Source organism: Pseudomonas sp. MWU15-20650, assembly GCF_023242475.1.
Lineage (GTDB): Bacteria > Pseudomonadota > Gammaproteobacteria > Pseudomonadales > Pseudomonadaceae > Aquipseudomonas.
Genome location: NZ_JALJFG010000002.1, coordinates 1 through 16,219, shown reverse-complemented (window position 1 = coordinate 16,219; position 16,219 = coordinate 1). Strand labels below are relative to the sequence as shown.

The window sequence follows — 16,219 nt, the reverse complement described above, 5'->3', positions numbered from 1 at the left end:
AAGAGTGGCCCATGATCAGCCCCCTCCCCGGCTACCAGAGCGCCAGGTCGTACGTCAGGTACAGCCGATAGTTGTCGCGGTCACTGGTATAGGTCGAACGATAAGTGGCCTTGCGCAACTCCACGTCCAGACCTTTGAACATGCGGTCCTGGACCACGTAGCGCAGATGCGTGTCGGACTCCCATTCTCGCGCCTCACGCCCTTTGAACTCGCCGTTTTGCCCTTTGTAGTAACGGGTCATGAAACTCAAGCCCGGCAGTACCGCCGCGAAGTCATAGTCGTAGCGCAATGGCGACGCTTCGTCGCCCAGCAACAAAAGTATTTCAGAATTGCCCCTTGCCGCCGATACAGCCCTACACACCTTGGCTGGCTCAAACAACAACACACCGTCCAGCAGACAGACATTACTCTTGCGGAGCATTCGATGAATAGCTGGTTCGGCAACATCAGCGTCAACCTCAAACTCGGCCTGGGCTTCGGCTTGGTGCTGGTCCTCACGTCGATCCTGGCCTTGACCGGCTGGACCAGCCTGGGCGGCCTGATCGACCGTAGCAACTGGATGAGCGACATCACCCAGCTCAACGCCTCGTTGACCAAACTGCGCATCGTGCGCTTGCAATACATGCTGGCCAATGGCGACGAGACGGTTGCACAGAACGTGCAAACCAGCCTTGATGGCTTCGCCGCCCAGCAGCAAAAGCTCCTGGACAGCTTCAAGAGCCCGGAAAACCTCAAGCTGCTCAATGACCAGAAAGCCGTCATTACCGCTTACCAACAATCCCTGAACAAAATGCGTGAGGCGTACCGCAACGGCAACGCTGCACGCGACGTCATGGGCGCCAAAGCCGACATCGCCAACGCACAAATCAATGCGCTGGAAGCCAATGTGCAGCAGTCGCCCGATAGCCCGGAGCGCTTCACTCAATTCCTGGCGGTGACCCAGGCCAAGGAAGAGTTCCAGCAGGCTCGCTACGAAGTGCGTGGCTACACCAATAACCCGAGTGCAGAAACCGAAGCCCGAGCGGCTGCGCAAATCGAAAAAGCCGTCGCCGGTTTGAAAGGCCTCAATGCAGCGTTCGGTGCTGGCCAGCAAACCGCATTGACCGCACTGGAAGCCGCGCTCGGTGACTATCGCAGCGCCGTGCAGAGCTACAAGGCGGCCAACGCCAACATCGTCACCGCCCGTGCAGAAATGACCACCCAAGGCGCTGATATCGTGACGATCAGCGACAAACTGTACGACATCCAGCTTGATCGCCGTGACATCGAAAGCGCCCAGGCTCGCAGCCTGCAGTTGATCAGCACCCTACTGGCCCTGCTGGTCGGCGTCATCGCCGCGCTGGTGATCACTCGCCAAATCACACGCCCGATCCAGGACACCCTGGCCGTGGTGGAGCGCATCGCTTCCGGCGACCTGAGCCACAACATCCAGGTCACCCGTCGTGACGAACTGGGTGTGTTGCAACAAGGCATCCAGCGCATGGGCACGACCCTGCGCGAACTGATCAGCGGCATCCGTGATGGCGTAACCCAAATTGCCAGCGCCGCCGAAGAGCTGTCAGCCGTTACCGAGCAAACCAGCGCCGGCGTCAACAGCCAGAAGATCGAGACCGATCAGGTCGCCACCGCCATGCACGAAATGACCGCCACCGTGCAGGAGGTCGCCCGTAACGCCGAGCAGGCATCCCTGGCAGCTTCCGACGCCGACGGCCAGGCCCGTGAAGGCGACAAGGTGGTGGCCGAAGCCATCGCCCAGATCGAACGCCTGGCCGCCGAAGTGGCACGTTCCACCGACGCCATGACGCACCTGCAACAAGAGAGCAACAAGATCGGCAGCGTGATGGACGTGATCAAGGCGGTGGCCGAACAGACCAACCTGCTGGCGCTCAACGCGGCGATTGAAGCGGCGCGTGCCGGTGAAGCCGGCCGTGGGTTTGCGGTGGTCGCCGATGAAGTACGCGGCCTGGCCCAACGCACACAAAAATCCACCGAGGAGATCGAAGGTCTGGTGGCGGGTTTGCAGAACGGTACCCAGCAGGTGGCCAACGTGATGAACAACAGCCGCAGCCTCACCGACAGCAGTGTCGCGCTGACGCGCAAGGCGGGTGTGTCCCTGGAAAGCATCACCCGCACGGTGTCCAATATCCAGTCGATGAACCAGCAGATTGCCGCGGCCGCCGAACAGCAGAGCGCCGTGGCGGAAGAGATCAGCCGCAGTATCGTGAATGTGCGTGATGTGTCTGAACAGACCGCTACCGCCAGTGATGAGACAGCCAAGTCGAGTGTTGAACTGGCGCGCCTGGGTAGCCAGTTGCAGCAGATGGTCAGTCATTTCCGGGTGTAAGACAGCAAAAAGCCGCCTCGGCCTGAGCCGAGGCGGCTTCCACTTCTCAGACCTTAACGGTCATCGAAGCTGTCCCGCAGGAGCTTCCATACGTGGTAAGCACGTAGACAGTTCACTACGAGGCTCCATGTACGTCGTGCAAACTTAGGCATACTCGGCCCTCCGTGAGCTGGGCCTTACCTCCAGCCTTTGGATGCACGTCAGTGCTCCTGTGAAGCCGCAACCCCAGGCTTGGCATACCGGTAGTCCTTGGCCAGCAATTGCTGCTGGTAGGCGTCGACCCCGTGCGCCTGAATCCGCACGGCCGCGCCCGGTGAAGCATCGCCATGATGCTCGGACAAATGCAGCACACACTCGCCCAGTGACACTTGCAGGTACAACGGAAAATTCGCCTCGAAACGATGCTGCCAATCGACGTTGAAGCCGAGGAAGTCGACGTAGAATTCCAATGCCTTGGCTTCGTCGAAAATCCGCAGGATGGGGGTGACTTTTCCTAAGTGCATGGCGACCACTCCGTGTATGAAAACGCCCACTATAGAGACGAAAAACCCCGACGCAAATCCCCGCTACGCGCCAGAAACCGCCCAGGTCGCTGACCATTGGCCTGCCCATCGCGATAACTCAACACCCCGTTGACCCACACACCATCAATGCCTTCCGCCGCGCGCTGCGGCACCTTGAAGTCCGCCACATCCCTCACGCGCAGCGGGTCGAACAACACCAGGTCGGCCCAGTGTCCTTCGCGAATCTCACCCCGCTCGGCCAGGCCAAAACGTGCTGCCGACAAGCCGGTCATCTTGTGCACGGCAGTGTGCAGCGGGAACAACCCGACATCCCGGCTGAAATGCCCCAGCACCCGCGGGAACGCGCCCCACAGGCGTGGATGCGGAAACGGGTCTTCCGGCAGGCCATCAGACCCCACCATCGATAATGGATGCGCGAGGATACGTCGCACGTCCGCTTCATCCATGCCGTAGTACACCGCCCCCGCCGGTTGCAGACGGCGTGCTGCGTCCAGCAACGGAACACCCCACTCGGCGGCGATATCCTGCAAGTCGCGCCCGCCCATTTCCGGCTGCGGCGTCGACCAGGTGATGGTGATGCGAAACGCATCGGTGACTTGCTTGAGGTCCAGCGTCGAAGAGCTGGCCGCGTAGGGATAACAATCACACCCCACCGGATGAGTTTTCGCCGCTGCTTCCAGTGACGCCAACAGCTGTGGACTACGCCCCCAATTACCCGCACCAGCGCACTTGAGGTGGGAAATGATCACCGGCACCCTGGCATGCCGGCCGATCAAAAACGCCTCATCCATTGCCTCCAATACGGGCTCGAACTCGCTGCGCAGGTGGGTGGTGTACACCGCGCCGAACGCCGTCAGTTCTTCACTGAGTTGCAGCACCTCATCAGTTTCGGCATTAAACGCGCTGGCGTAGGCCAGGCCAGTGGATAAACCCAATGCACCCGCCTCAAGGCTCTCTTGCAACTGCACACGCATGGCCGCGATTTCACCGGGCGTGGCGGTGCGATACAGGTCATCCATATGGTTGCTGCGCAATGCCGTGTGGCCGATCAACGCCGCGACATTCACCGCCGGATGGGCGCGCTCCACCGCAGCGCGGTAGTCGGCAAAACGCGGATAAGAGAACGCCTCACGCGTGCCCAACAAGTTCATCGGGTCCGGCGGATCGCCACGCAAGTTCACCGGCGAAGCACTGATGCCACAGTTGCCGACGATCACCGTGGTCACGCCTTGGCTAAGCTTGGGCAGCATCTGCGGATGGCGAATCACCACCGTGTCATCGTGGGTGTGCACGTCGATAAATCCCGGCGCCAATACGCGGCCACTGGCCTCGATTTCATGCTCGGCCTGCGCGGTCGACAAATCGCCGATCTTTTCGATACGCCCGCCGCGCAGCCCTATATCAGCGATATAGCCCGGCGTATTGCTGCCATCGATGATCAGCGCCTGGCGAATCAACGTGTCGTACTTCATATCAGTCTCCAAGCGGCAGGCTGTCAGGGCCGCCGCGATAATCGTCCAGGGCCAGCTTGATCCGGCGCAGGCGCTCCTGGTTGTCGTCCGGCAGGGCCAGCGCCAGCTCGGTGGCGAGCAGGTCAATGGCCAGCAACATGCCGTAGCGCGCGGCGGTGGGCTTGTAGATAAAACTGGTTTCAGCCGGTTGCAACGGCAGCAATACATCCGCCAACTGTGCCAGGGGCGAATCGGCCAGGGTGATGGCGACGATACGGGCGTCGTAGTTGCGCGCCAGCTTCACCACGTCCAATAACTCGGGCGTCAGGCCGGTGAGCGAGCACACGATCACAACCTGTTCCGGGCCCAGGGTCGCCGCGGTGACACGCATCATCACCGGGTCATGGCTGGCGGCAATCGGGTAGCCCAAACGCACCAGGCGCACCTGCAATTCGTCACTGCACAAGCTCGACGGACCGCCCATGCCGAACGCATGGATCATCCGCGCCTTGCCCAAGAGATTGACCGCATCGACAAAGCTGTGTTGGTTGAAGCCAGACAGGTGCTGACGCAACGTCGCTTCGATATCGCCGAGAATCTGCCGATGAAACGCCGACTGTTCAGGCAACCCTGTCGGGTCCAGGAAGCGACTGCCAACACCGCTGGCTTGAGCCAATTGCAGGCGCAAATCGCGCAAGTCACGGCAGCCGACGCTACGGGCAAATCGAGACAACGTGGCCGTGCTGACCTCGGCCCGCGCAGACAACGCCTCCAGGCTGGCCGACGCGGCAAACCCCACATCCTCAAGCATCAGCTTGGCAATACGCCCTTCGCCAGCGCTGAAAGAGTCCTGGCGGGCGCGGATCTGGTAGAGGATGTCCATGGGTTCTCCGGGTTACAAAATGCAGGACAGACCATACGTCAGGCCGAAGGCAACCACCGAAATCAGGGTCTCCAGCACGGTCCAGGTCTTGAAGGTCTGGATCACCGTCATATTGAAGTATTCCTTGATCAGCCAGAAGCCGCCGTCGTTAACGTGGGAAAAGATGACCGAACCCGCACCGGTCGCCAGTACCAGCAATTCAGGGTGTGGATAACCCAGGCCCAGGGCGACGGGCGCGACCACTCCCGACGCCGTGGTCATGGCGACAGTGGCCGAGCCAGTGGCGATACGCATCAGCGCGGCGAACAACCAGCCCATCACCAGGGGTGACAAATGGAACGCATGGGCCAGGCCCAGGATTTCATTCGTTACACCGGCATCCACCAGAATGCGGTTCAAGCCGCCGCCCGCCCCTACCAGCAAGGTGATGCTGGCGGTCGGCGCCAGGCATTCATTGGTGAACTTGAGAATAGACTCGCGGTTAAAGCCCTGCGCCAGGCCCAAGGTCCAGAAGCTCACCAGGGTTGCCACCAACAGCGCGATCACCGAGTTGCCGATAAACAGCAGAAACTGGGTAAAGCCGGTCCCTGGCGTGGAAATCACGTTGGCCCAACCGCCAATCATCATCAGCACCACCGGCAACAGAATGGTGCCCATGGTCAGGGTAAAACTGGGCAAGCGGGTACGCGGCTCACGCTCGATAAACTGGCGTTCCAGTGGGTTTTGCGCCGGCAGGTCAATACGCGGCACGATGAACTTGGCGTAGACGGGGCCAGCGATGATCGCGGTGGGGATACCAATCAGAATCGCATAGAGCACGGTCTGCCCGACCGAAGCGTTGTAGGCCAGCACCGCCATCATCGCCGCCGGGTGCGGCGGCACCAGCGCATGCACCACCGACAAACCGGCGACCATCGGCAAGCCGACCATCAGGATCGATACGCCCACGCGCCGTGCCACGGTAAAGGCAATCGGCACCAACAATACAAAACCCACCTCGAAAAACAGCGGCAGCCCCACCAGGAACGCAATGCAGACCATAGCCCAATGGGCGTTACGCTCACCAAAACGGTTGATCAGCGTGCGCGCCACCTGCTCGGCGCCGCCGGACTCGGCCATCATCTTGCCGAGCATGGTGCCCAGCGCCACCACCAGTGCAATATGCCCCAGGGTTTTGCCGACGCCTGCCTCATACGACCCCATGATCGTGTCCGCCGGCATCCCGGCCATCAGCGCCAGGCCGATCGACACCAAGGTGATGACGATAAACGGGTTGAGTCGGTAACGTGCAATCAGCACGATCAATGCAATGATGGCGATGGCAGCGTATGCCAACAGCCCGAAGCCCGGTGATGTGGCCATGCGGTACTCCTTGGAAAGGGTCACGTCGAATTAGTTGTGAAACTCACAAATCATTACCAAGGAATATTTTCAATTTTTATGAAAGTAATTTTCGCCCACGGATAAGCGCTGTCGCTGGAGGACATGCCCAACGCCAACGCATGAAAATTCGAGGGGTGTTCTTACATGAAGATCAGCGGTTGTCGGAAACTCACGCGCACCCTTCCAGTCATAGAATGCGCCTCCACTCATGCCCAGGAAACCGATCATGACCCGCACCTCAATCGCCGCCAGCGCCCTGCTCCTTGCCCTGTGCGGCACCGCCCACGCCGCCGACAACGCAGCGTTGAAGAAATGCATGGACAGCGCCAACACGACCGCTGACATGGTCAGTTGCAACGCCAAGGAAGCCAAGGTGCAGGACGATCGCCTGAACCGCGCCTACAAGACCGCCCTCGCCGCCCAGGACGGCGCGCGCAAACAGCAACTGCAAGACGTGCAACGCCTGTGGATCAAGTACCGCGATGCCAACTGCGCCTTTGCAGGTTCAGCCACCGGCGGCACAATCGATCAGGTCAACGGCTCCGGCTGCCTGCTGGACATGACCCAGACCCGTGCCCAGGAACTCGAAGACCTGGTCGGGCCATAACGGCGCAAGCAAGCCTCCCTCACCACAAAGGCTCAATCAGTCGTGGTGAACCTTGGCCCGCTTGAGCAGCTTCTTGCAGCGCTCTGACAAATGCAGCACGCGCAGGTGCTTGCCGGCTTTGGCGTAGCGCTCACGCAAGGTCATCAACGCGGCAATCGCCGAGTAGTCGACAAAGCTCAGGTGACGACAGTCCAGCGTCACCTGGGCCGGATCATTGGCCGGGTCGAATTGATTCAAAAACGGCGTGGTCGAGGCAAAGAACAGCGTGCCGTGCAGGCGGTACAGCTTGCTGCCGTCGGCTTCCAGATGTGCATCCGCGTAGAGCTCACGGGCCTGTTGCCAGGCGAAGTTCAGCGCCGCAATAACGATACCGCAGAGCACCGCCATGGCCAGGTCGGTAAATACGGTGATGACCGTTACCGCCATGATCACCAGCACGTCGTTGAGCGGCACCTTGTTGATCACCCGCAGCGACGCCCAGGCAAACGTCTGTTGGGCTACCACGAACATCACACCCACCAACGCCGCCAGCGGAATCCGCTCGATCATCGGTGACAGGAACAGGATGAACAACAGGATCATCACCCCGGCAAACACGCCGGAGAAACGCCCGCGCCCGCCGGAGCTTAGGTTGATCACGGTCTGCCCGATCATCGCGCATCCGCCCATGCCACCGAACAGGCCAGAGACCATATTCGCCGCACCCAAGGCCACGCTTTCGCGGTCGGGGTAACCACGGGTCTCGGTGATTTCGTCGGTGAGGTTGAGGGTGAGCAGGGTTTCCAGCAGGCCGACCATGGCCATCAGGAACGCGTAAGGCGCGATAATGCCGAGAGTTTCCAGACTCCACGGGATCTGTGGCAGCGCGAACGTCGGCAGGCCACCGGCGATGTGGGCCATGTCGCCCAGCGTTCGCGTTGGCAGCCCCAGCAGATACACTGCCAAGCCCACCCCAAGGATCGCCACCAGCGCAGGCGGCACGGCGCGGGTGAGGCGCGGCAGCAGGTAGACGATGGCCATGGTCACCAGCACAAGGCCAACCATTACATACAACGGCGTGCCACTGAGCCAAGTCTCACCGCTTTTGAAATGTTCCAACTGCGCCAGGGCAATGATGATTGCCAGGCCGTTGACGAACCCCAGCATGACCGGATGCGGCACCATGCGCACTAGCTTGCCCAGGCGCAGCAGGCCGAAGGCGATCATGATCAAACCGCCCAGCAGCACCGTCGCCAGCAGATATTCCACGCCGTGCTGCACCACCAACGCGACAATCACCACCGCCATCGAACCCGCCGCCCCCGAGACCATGCCCGGGCGGCCGCCGAACAACGCAGTGAGGGTGCAGAGGATAAAGGCACCGTAGAGCCCCATCAGCGGGTTGAGGTGGGCGACCAGGGCGAAGGCAATGCATTCGGGCAGCAAGGCAAAAGACGTGGTGAGGCCGGCCAGGGCATCGGCGCGCAGACGGGTGAGATTCATGGAGTACCAAGGCATTGCGGGGGATAAGGCAAGGAATGGTACGGAATTGCGACAGGTGGGGCTAGCCTCGCAGACCGAGCCGCTTCAATCGGGGGCAAGCCCCCTCCCACACCAGATCGCGTCGTCCCAGATGTACTCGGTCAAATGTGGGAGGGGCTTGCCCCAATGCCAGTCAGTTAAGCGCTAGAACGAGCAACCGGTAACCTGTGGCGAGCGGGCTTGTTGTGGCGAGCGGGCTTGTCCCGCGTTGGGGCGCGTAGCGCCCCCAAAGGACGAATGCGGTGTACCAAATACTCCGCAGAGACAGTCTTGGGGCTAACCTTGCAGACCAAGCCGCTTCAATCGGGGGCAAAAGCCCCCTCCCACACCAGATCGCGTCGTCCCAGATGTACTCGATCAAATGTGGGAGGGGGCTTGCCCTCGATGGCCACACTGCGGTGCTAGCCAAACATCACGCCATCTCGTGACGAATCCACTCGACGACAGACGTACGCTTCGGCGCCCAGCCCAGCAGTTCACGGGCATGCTTGCCACGCACCCGGCTGTTGGAGCCCAGGCCATAGTTGGCCATTTCATAGCCCCACTCGGCTTCAGCCTCGGCCAATGGCCAATCCTGTGGCTGTCCCAGCTCCAGGGCTTGGGCAATCGCGGTGGTCATGTCGATGAACGAGGCCTCACCGCTTTCCACAAAATAGAAAGTCCCCGGCACGTTCTTCGTCAGCGCCAGCAGATACAGCGCCACCACATCGTCAATATGCACATTGGACCAAATGTTCTGCCCCGGGCCCACGTGGCGTACCACGCCACTTTTGCGGGCCTGTTTGAGCAAGCGCGGCAACTGCACGCTGTCCCGTTTCACGCCCAGGCTGTGGCCGTAGATCAGGGTGTTGCAGATCACCGCCGAATTCACGCCGTCTTGGGCGGCCGCAAGAACCTGGTTGTCGATGGCCACACGAGCGGCCTTGTCGACGGTCGGCGCCGGCAGATTGTCTTCGAAGTAGATGGCCTCGCTGGACTGACCACCCGAGGCATCACCGACAATGCTCGAACCGCTGGTGTGCAGGAACGGCTTGTTCGAGCCTTTGAGCGCAGTCAGCAAGGTCTCCACGGCAGCCCGATGGTCGCTGCTGGCGGCGTTGATGACGGCATCGGCCTTTTTTGCCTGTTCGGTCAACACGGCAGCATCGTCGAGCGTGGCGACCACAGGGGTAACGCCCAGGGCGGTCATTTCAGCCGCTTGCTCGGCGCTGCGCACCAGGCCAGTGACGTGGTGGCCGGCCTTGACCAGGCCGGTGGCGATGGAACCGCCGATAAAACCGGCTGCGCCGGTAACGAATACGTTCATGGAGGACTCTCCTGACGGGGTCAGTGATGGGTGTAGGAGCTGTCGAGCGCAAGCAACGCTGCATAGGTGCGACTCGATGTATGCCCAAATAATGACGGTGCCGCTCCTGACGAATAAGCCCGTATTGCCCAATTCACTCTTGCGCAGCGGTCACGAATCAGCCGGCGTAGCGCGCCAGCTTGGCTTGGATAAAGTCCAGGAAGCACTGGATGCGCAACGCCAATTGCGTGTTGCGGTAATACACCGCATTGATCGGCTGGCGATAGCCGCTGTTGAACGTCTCCAGCAACGGTACCAGGCGCCCGGCCTTGATATCGTCGGCCGTCATGAAGTTGGACAGGCAGCCAATGCCCTGCCCGTCGAGTGCCAAATGACGCAAGGTTTCGCCGCTGGACGCGGCTATGCCGGGCTGAATCAGCCAACGGTCGCCTTCCAGGTGACGCAGCGGCCAATGGTTGAGGGTTTCGGTCTGGGTGAACCCCAGCAAGGTGTGGTCGGCCAGCTCGGCGACCGAGGTCGGTGTGCCCCGTTGCTTGAGGTATCCGGGGCTGGCGAGGATATGCAACGGCGACCAACCGAGGGAGCGCGCATGCAGGGTAGAGTCGGCCAGCGCCCCGATACGAATGGCAATGTCGGTGCTTTGTTCCAGCAGGTCGATGATCAAGTCATCGCTGTTGAGCTCCAACTGAATATCCGGGTAGAGCGCGCGAAACTCGGCGATGTACGGCACAATCCCATGCAGCATGAACGGCACGGCCGCATTGATGCGCAAGCGCCCGGCAGGGTTCTTCTGGCGCGATGACAGGCGCTCTTCGAGTTCATCCATTTGCGCCAGGATCACCTTGGCCTGCTCGAAGAAATACTTGCCCTCTTCGGTCAAGTCCATGCGCCGCGTGGTGCGGTTGATCAGCGTGGTGTCGAGCTTGGCTTCCAGGCGCGACAAGGTACGACTGACCGCCGACGGCGTCTGCCCGACCTGCTCCGCGGCGGCGGAAATCGAGCCGCATTCAATCACGCTGACGAAAATCTGTAGCTCATCGGATCGGGCTTTCACAGGGGGTCCTCGTTATCGGTGCACAGCAGCTTACACCGAGAGGTTGACCACCTGCGCCAGATGCTCATCTTTAACCGCTGACGAGCAAATGGCCACCCAGCAGCGCCATACCGACAAAGAAGACGCGTTTGAACAGCACCGCACTGATGCGCTGGCGCACCACCTGGCCGAGCCACATTCCCAGCAACGCGGGCACCAGCGACAGCAGTGAGGCATTGATTTCGCCGCTGCCCAGGGCGCCGCGCCAGGCCAACCCGGCGGCCAACGCCAGCGTCGACACGGTGAATGACAGTCCCAACGCCTGCACCAACTGATCGCGATTCAAGCCCAAGGCTTGCAGGTACGGCACGGCAGGAATCACGAACACGCCGGTGGCCGAAGTCATCACGCCCGTGACCATCCCAATCAACGGCCCCAACCAGCGCTCGGTTTGAGGCTTCACCTGGAAGGTGGGCAAGAACAACCCGCTCAACGCATACGCCAGCAACGCCCCGCCCAACGCGCGCACCACCCAAGGCCCGCCCCCCATGCACAGCCATAGCGCACCGAGCCCCGTGCCGAGAAACGTTAGCAACAGCATCGGCCATAAGCGTTTGAGCAAGGCACTCAGGTGGCCGCCGAACGCCAGTTGCCAGAGGTTGGTCACCGCCGAAGGAATGATCAGTAACGCCGCAGCCTGCGCCGGAAGCATAGCCAGGCCGAGCATGCCCATGGCCACAGTGGGCAAGCCCAAACCGATCACGCCCTTGACGGTGCCGGCCAGCAGGAAGGTCGCCATCACCAGTAAGGTCAAGGCGGGGCCAATCGCTTGATAGAACGCAAGGAAGGTATTCATGAGCAGAGTGTGGGGCTTTTCGATGGGCTCGAAAATTCGCCATATACTGAGGCAGACTCTTGTTTTGCCTTAGGCTGATGCCATGCACTTTGACCTGATCGACCTGCGCCTCTACCTGCACATTCTCGACAGCGGCAATATCACCGCCGGTGCGGCCCGTAGCCACTTGTCCCTGGCCGCCGCCAGTGCGCGCATCCGGGCGATGGAAGCGTCGCTGGGCATCGAATTTCTCGAGCGCGGCCGCCGTGGCGTTTCCCCCACGGCAGCGGGAAAGGCCCTGGCGGGTCATGCGCGCTTGTTGCTGCAACAAGCCGAACACCTGCAACAGGACCTGGCCGAATACGCCAATGGGGTCAAAGGCCAGGTGCGCCTGCTGTGTAACACCACCGCCCTGAGCGAATACTTGCCGGAATTGCTGGCGGACTTTTTGCGCGAGCACCCCAACCTCGATATCGACCTGCAGGAACTGCCCAGCTTGCGCATTACCCACGCCTTGCGCCAGGGCAGCGCTGACCTGGGGGTTATCTCCGACGCCGTGGACACCCACGGCTTGCAGACCCGCCCTTTCTGCGACGATCCACTGGTGTTGATCATGCCGCAGGAACATCCCCTGGCGAGCAGCAGCGTGAGCTTTATCGACAGCCTGCAACATGACTATGTCGGCCTGGCCGCCAACAGCGCACTGGCGGTGTACCTGGAAGAACAGGCGCTGCACGCAGGGTTTCGCCTGCAAACACGCATCCGCGCCGATGGCTTTGATGGGCTGATTCGCATGGTCGCCCGAGGCGCCGGCTTGGGCATCGTGCCCCAAGCCGCGCTGGCGCGCTGGCCGTTGCCACACCCCTTCAAGGCCCACCCCTTACAAGAAGAGTGGGCCTGCCGAAAGCTGGTGTTATGCGCGCGCTCGTTCGAGCAGTTGCCAGGTTATGCCAGGGCCTTGTTCGACGCCTTGTCCCTGCCCTTGCGGAAAAACCCGTAATAGACCGCCGACAGAATCAGCAGGAACGGCACACCGAACACCAGGGTCATCTTGAACGCCTCGGTGAAATACGTGGTGATCATCACCGCGCCCATCAGCACCAGGCCCAGCAGCGTGCTGTAGGGAAACAGGCGCAGCTGGAACGACAATTTCGGCCCACCGTGTCGCTGGCGATAGCGGCGAAAGAACAGGTGCGTCAGGAAGATCATGAACCAGGTGAAGATCGCGCCAAACATTGAGATCGCCATCATCAGGGTGAACGAGCTTTGCGGGGACACCACGTTGAGCAGGGTCGCCAGGGCGATCCCCGAGCTGGACAGCAACAAGGCGTTCAACGGGATACCGTTCTTGCTCAATGCGCCCATGGACTTGGGCGCAAAACCGGCGCGCGACAGGCTGAACATCATCCGGGTGGTGATGTAGAGCTGGCTGTTCATCGCCGACAGCGCGGCAATCAGGATCACGAAATTCATCACCCCGGTGGCGCCGGGAATGCCGATGGTCTGCATCACCGTGACGAACGGACTCTGCGCCTGGCCGGCCTGGTTCCACGGCACGATGGCAAGCATCAGCGCCAGGGTCAGCAGGTAAAACACCACCAACCGTACGATCGTCGCGCGAAAGGCTTTTTTCACCGCCTGCTCCGGGTCGGCGGCTTCACCGGCGGCCACCGCAATCATCTCGACGCTGAGATAGCTGAAGATCGACACGATCACCGCGATCCACATACCGCTCAAGCCATGGGGGAAAAAGCCGTCGTGGGCCGTGTAATTCTGCACCCCGTATTGCGGGTTGCCGGAGCCGAACACCACGTACACCGCCAGGATGATGAAGCCGACGATGGCGCTGATCTTGATGGTCGAGAACCAGTATTCGAAGTTGCCGAAGGTCTTCACACTGATCGCATTGAGCAGGATCAGCACGCTGGAAAACGACACGATCCATACCCACTCCGGTACGTTGGCGAACCAGTACTTCATGTACATCGCCACCGCCGTGACCTCGGCGCCCACCGCCAGCACAATCGCCGCCCAGTAGGCATAGCGCACCAGGAACCCGGCCAGCGGGCTGATATAGAACTCGGCATAAGCGCCAAAAGAGCCGGAGGTGGAATGAGCCACCGTCATCTCCGCCAGGCAGCCCATCAGCAACAGGGTAATCAGCGCGCCGATGGCGTAACTCACCAACACACTGGGCCCGGCGTAGCCGATGGCATAGGCACTGCCCATGAACAGGCCGGTGCCAATGGCGCCACCGATGGCGATCATGCTCATCTGGCCGGAAGTGAGCTGGCGCCTAAGGCCCAGTTCGCGGTGGGTAATCTCTGCAAAGCCGTTGTCTGGCGTGGTCACTGGTGTGCCCCTTTTATTATTGTGATTGCACTGTTTGGCTGATGACACAGGTCCCCTGTTTATTCAGGTCACGCTGTTGCGCACTTTAAATTGCGGTTGGTCCCAGGTGCGGTTGTCGAGAATTTCACCGAGGATTTCCACGGCGTCCCAAACCTCGGTGAAGCTTGTGTACAGCGGGGTGAATCCGAAACGCATGATCCGCGGTTCGCGGTAGTCGCCGATCACTCCACGGGTAATCAACGCCTGGATCACCGCGTAACCTTCAGGGTGTTCGAAGCTGACGTGGCTACCGCGCCTGGCGTGTTCACGCGGAGTAATCAGCACCAGGTCGTGGGCGGCACAGCGCGCTTGAACCAGCGCGATAAACAGGTCGGTCAAGGCCAGGGACTTTGTGCGCAGATGGGCCATATCGGTCTGGGCGAAAATCTCCAGGCCGCACTCCACCATGGCCAACGAAGTGATCGGCTGGGTACCGCACAAGTAGCGGGCGATGCCGGCGCTTGGCTCGTACGCCGACTCCATCGCAAATTGGCGCGTGTGGCCGAACCAACCCGACAACGGCTGGCGTACCACATCCACCAACGCCGGGTTGACCCACACAAACGCCTGCGAGCCCGGACCGCCATTGAGGTATTTGTAAGTGCAGCCAATCGCGTAATCGGCACCGGCCTTATGCAGGTCGATGGGCACCGCGCCCGCCGAGTGCGCCAAATCCCAGACGCTCAGCGCACCGCACTCATGGCTCAGGGCGGTGAGCGCCGGCATGTCGTACATGTAGCCGGTCTTGTAGTTGACGTGCGTCAGCATCACCACCGCCACGTCCTGGTCGATCGCTTGCGGCAGCTCATTAGGGCTGTTGACCAGACGCAGGGAATAGCCCTGTTGCAGCAACTGCGCAAGGCCCTCGGCGATGTAGAGGTCGGTGGGAAAGTTGCTCGCCTCACTGACGATGACCTTGCGCGCCGGCTGGCGTTGGCGTTGCACCGTCAACGCGGCACTGAGCACCTTGAACAGGTTGATGGAGGTGGTATCGGTAATCACCACTTCACCGTCACGCGCGCCGATCAACGGTGCCAGACGGTTACCCAGGCGCTGGGACAGATCGGCCCAGCCGGCGCTGTTCCAACTGCGGATCAAGCCGTCGCCCCACTCGTGGGCGATCACCTCTTGCGCTCGCGCCAACGCCGCCACCGGGCGCGCACCGAGGGAGTTGCCGTCGAGGTAGATCACCCCCGCAGGCAAGGCGAACTGGGCGCGCAATGGCGCCAACGGGTCCTGGGCGTCAAGGGCTTGGCAATGGCTTCGAGTGGTCATGGGCGGTCCTGTTTTTTATACGTGATGATGGACCAAATAATGAACGAAGTTTTAGAGAATTTTCGTGCAAAGTGGTGGGTAACAGGCTAATTAAGCTGTAGGAAATTCGAATTTAACCCCTAAACACGCGGATTTATTCTAACCATGGTTCTCGACGCCACCGACCTGCGCCTCCTGCATTTCCTGCAACAGGATGGGCGTATCAGCAACCAGGAATTGGCGGAAAAGGTCGCGCTGTCGCCCTCCGCTTGCCTGCGCCGTTTACGCCTGCTGGAGAGCGAAGGCATCATCAGCGGCTACCGCGCCGTGTTGAATGCCGAGCAGTTGGGAATCGAGCTGGAGGCCATCGTGCACCTGTCGTTACGTCAGGATGTGGAGGACTGGCATGAGACCTTTATCAAGAAGGTCCAGGGCTGGCCGGAGGTGGCCAGTGCGTATGTGATTACCGGTGCCAGCAACTATGTGCTGCGGGTGCAGGCACGCAACCTCAAGCACTTTTCGGACTTCATTGTGAACCATCTGAACCGCACGGCAGGGGTGATGGATATTCGCTCTGAGATTGTGCTGCAGAAGATCAAGGATCGCGATGAGGTGCTGGATCTGGTCCTGCGCAAATGACCGCAACACCATAAATCAAATGTGGGAGGGGGCCAGTCCTAAGGACTT

13 protein-coding genes and 2 pseudogenes are annotated in these 16,219 nt (G+C 60.9%); 4 read left to right on the top strand and 11 right to left on the bottom strand.

The features are described from left to right. Positions 1 to 31: 31 nt before the first annotated feature. A pseudogene (locus M5B43_RS01945) lies at positions 32 to 289 on the bottom strand (OprD family outer membrane porin); the annotation flags it as partial. A gap of 135 nt (positions 290 to 424) precedes the next feature. On the opposite strand from M5B43_RS01945, the gene M5B43_RS01940 reads away from it, so the two are divergent. Further along, entirely contained in the window at positions 425 to 2,344 is a 1,920-nt protein-coding gene (locus tag M5B43_RS01940) for a methyl-accepting chemotaxis protein (protein WP_248748547.1), read from the top strand. 221 nt (positions 2,345 to 2,565) lie between these two features. Here M5B43_RS01940 and M5B43_RS01935 read toward each other — a convergent pair. The 4 genes and pseudogenes from M5B43_RS01935 to M5B43_RS01920 form a co-directional block, all read right to left on the bottom strand. Further along, a pseudogene (locus M5B43_RS01935) lies at positions 2,566 to 2,847 on the bottom strand (glyoxalase superfamily protein); the annotation flags it as partial. Between the two features lie 29 nt (positions 2,848 to 2,876). Further along, a complete protein-coding gene (locus M5B43_RS01930) occupies positions 2,877 to 4,340 on the bottom strand; it encodes a D-aminoacylase (RefSeq protein ID WP_248748546.1) in 1,464 nt (487 codons plus the stop codon). A gap of 1 nt (position 4,341) precedes the next feature. After that, positions 4,342 to 5,202 carry a MurR/RpiR family transcriptional regulator gene (locus M5B43_RS01925; protein ID WP_248748545.1) on the bottom strand — a complete coding sequence of 287 codons (861 nt, stop codon included), beginning with the start codon at positions 5,200 to 5,202 and terminating at the stop codon, positions 4,342 to 4,344. A gap of 12 nt (positions 5,203 to 5,214) precedes the next feature. Next, complete coding sequence (locus M5B43_RS01920) at positions 5,215 to 6,564, bottom strand: gluconate:H+ symporter (RefSeq protein ID WP_248748544.1); 1,350 nt, start codon at positions 6,562 to 6,564, stop codon at positions 5,215 to 5,217. 247 nt (positions 6,565 to 6,811) lie between these two features. Between M5B43_RS01920 and M5B43_RS01915 the strand changes: the two genes are divergently transcribed. After that, positions 6,812 to 7,192, top strand: coding sequence for a lysozyme inhibitor LprI family protein (locus M5B43_RS01915; RefSeq protein WP_248748543.1), 381 nt, complete (start codon positions 6,812 to 6,814; stop codon positions 7,190 to 7,192). Positions 7,193 to 7,228: 36 nt separating this feature from the next. Here M5B43_RS01915 and M5B43_RS01910 read toward each other — a convergent pair whose 3' ends face one another. The 4 genes from M5B43_RS01910 to M5B43_RS01895 all read right to left on the bottom strand — a co-directional run bounded on the left by M5B43_RS01910 (position 7,229) and on the right by M5B43_RS01895 (position 11,908). Further along, complete coding sequence (locus tag M5B43_RS01910) at positions 7,229 to 8,674, bottom strand: SulP family inorganic anion transporter (protein WP_248748542.1); 1,446 nt, start codon at positions 8,672 to 8,674, stop codon at positions 7,229 to 7,231. 451 nt (positions 8,675 to 9,125) lie between these two features. After that, on the bottom strand, positions 9,126 to 10,019 hold the full coding sequence (locus M5B43_RS01905; RefSeq protein ID WP_248748541.1) for an NAD-dependent epimerase/dehydratase family protein: 894 nt from the start codon (positions 10,017 to 10,019) through the stop codon (positions 9,126 to 9,128). Positions 10,020 to 10,176: 157 nt separating this feature from the next. After that, the gene (locus M5B43_RS01900; RefSeq protein WP_248748540.1) at positions 10,177 to 11,073 is read right to left on the bottom strand and encodes a LysR family transcriptional regulator; all 897 of its coding nucleotides are present in this window, start codon (positions 11,071 to 11,073) and stop codon (positions 10,177 to 10,179) included. A 70-nt stretch (positions 11,074 to 11,143) separates the two neighbouring features. Continuing rightward, positions 11,144 to 11,908, bottom strand: a complete 765-nt coding sequence (locus tag M5B43_RS01895) for a sulfite exporter TauE/SafE family protein (RefSeq protein ID WP_248748539.1) — start codon at positions 11,906 to 11,908, stop codon at positions 11,144 to 11,146. An 82-nt stretch (positions 11,909 to 11,990) separates the two neighbouring features. On the opposite strand from M5B43_RS01895, the gene M5B43_RS01890 reads away from it, so the two are divergent. After that, a complete protein-coding gene (locus M5B43_RS01890; protein ID WP_248748538.1) occupies positions 11,991 to 12,887 on the top strand; it encodes a LysR substrate-binding domain-containing protein in 897 nt (298 codons plus the stop codon). On the opposite strand, the gene M5B43_RS01885 is transcribed toward M5B43_RS01890, so the two are convergent. Both M5B43_RS01885 and kynU read right to left on the bottom strand, forming a co-directional pair. Beyond that, positions 12,833 to 14,239: an amino acid permease gene (locus M5B43_RS01885; RefSeq protein ID WP_248748537.1), complete on the bottom strand. Its 1,407-nt coding sequence runs from the start codon at positions 14,237 to 14,239 to the stop codon at positions 12,833 to 12,835. The genes M5B43_RS01890 and M5B43_RS01885 overlap by 55 nt on opposite strands. A gap of 63 nt (positions 14,240 to 14,302) precedes the next feature. Then, positions 14,303 to 15,553, bottom strand: a complete 1,251-nt coding sequence (gene kynU, locus M5B43_RS01880; RefSeq protein ID WP_248748536.1) for a kynureninase — start codon at positions 15,551 to 15,553, stop codon at positions 14,303 to 14,305. Between the two features lie 144 nt (positions 15,554 to 15,697). On the opposite strand from kynU, the gene M5B43_RS01875 reads away from it, so the two are divergent. Beyond that, positions 15,698 to 16,171 carry an Lrp/AsnC family transcriptional regulator gene (locus M5B43_RS01875; RefSeq protein WP_057013105.1) on the top strand — a complete coding sequence of 158 codons (474 nt, stop codon included), beginning with the start codon at positions 15,698 to 15,700 and terminating at the stop codon, positions 16,169 to 16,171. The last annotated feature ends 48 nt before the right edge of the window (positions 16,172 to 16,219 follow it).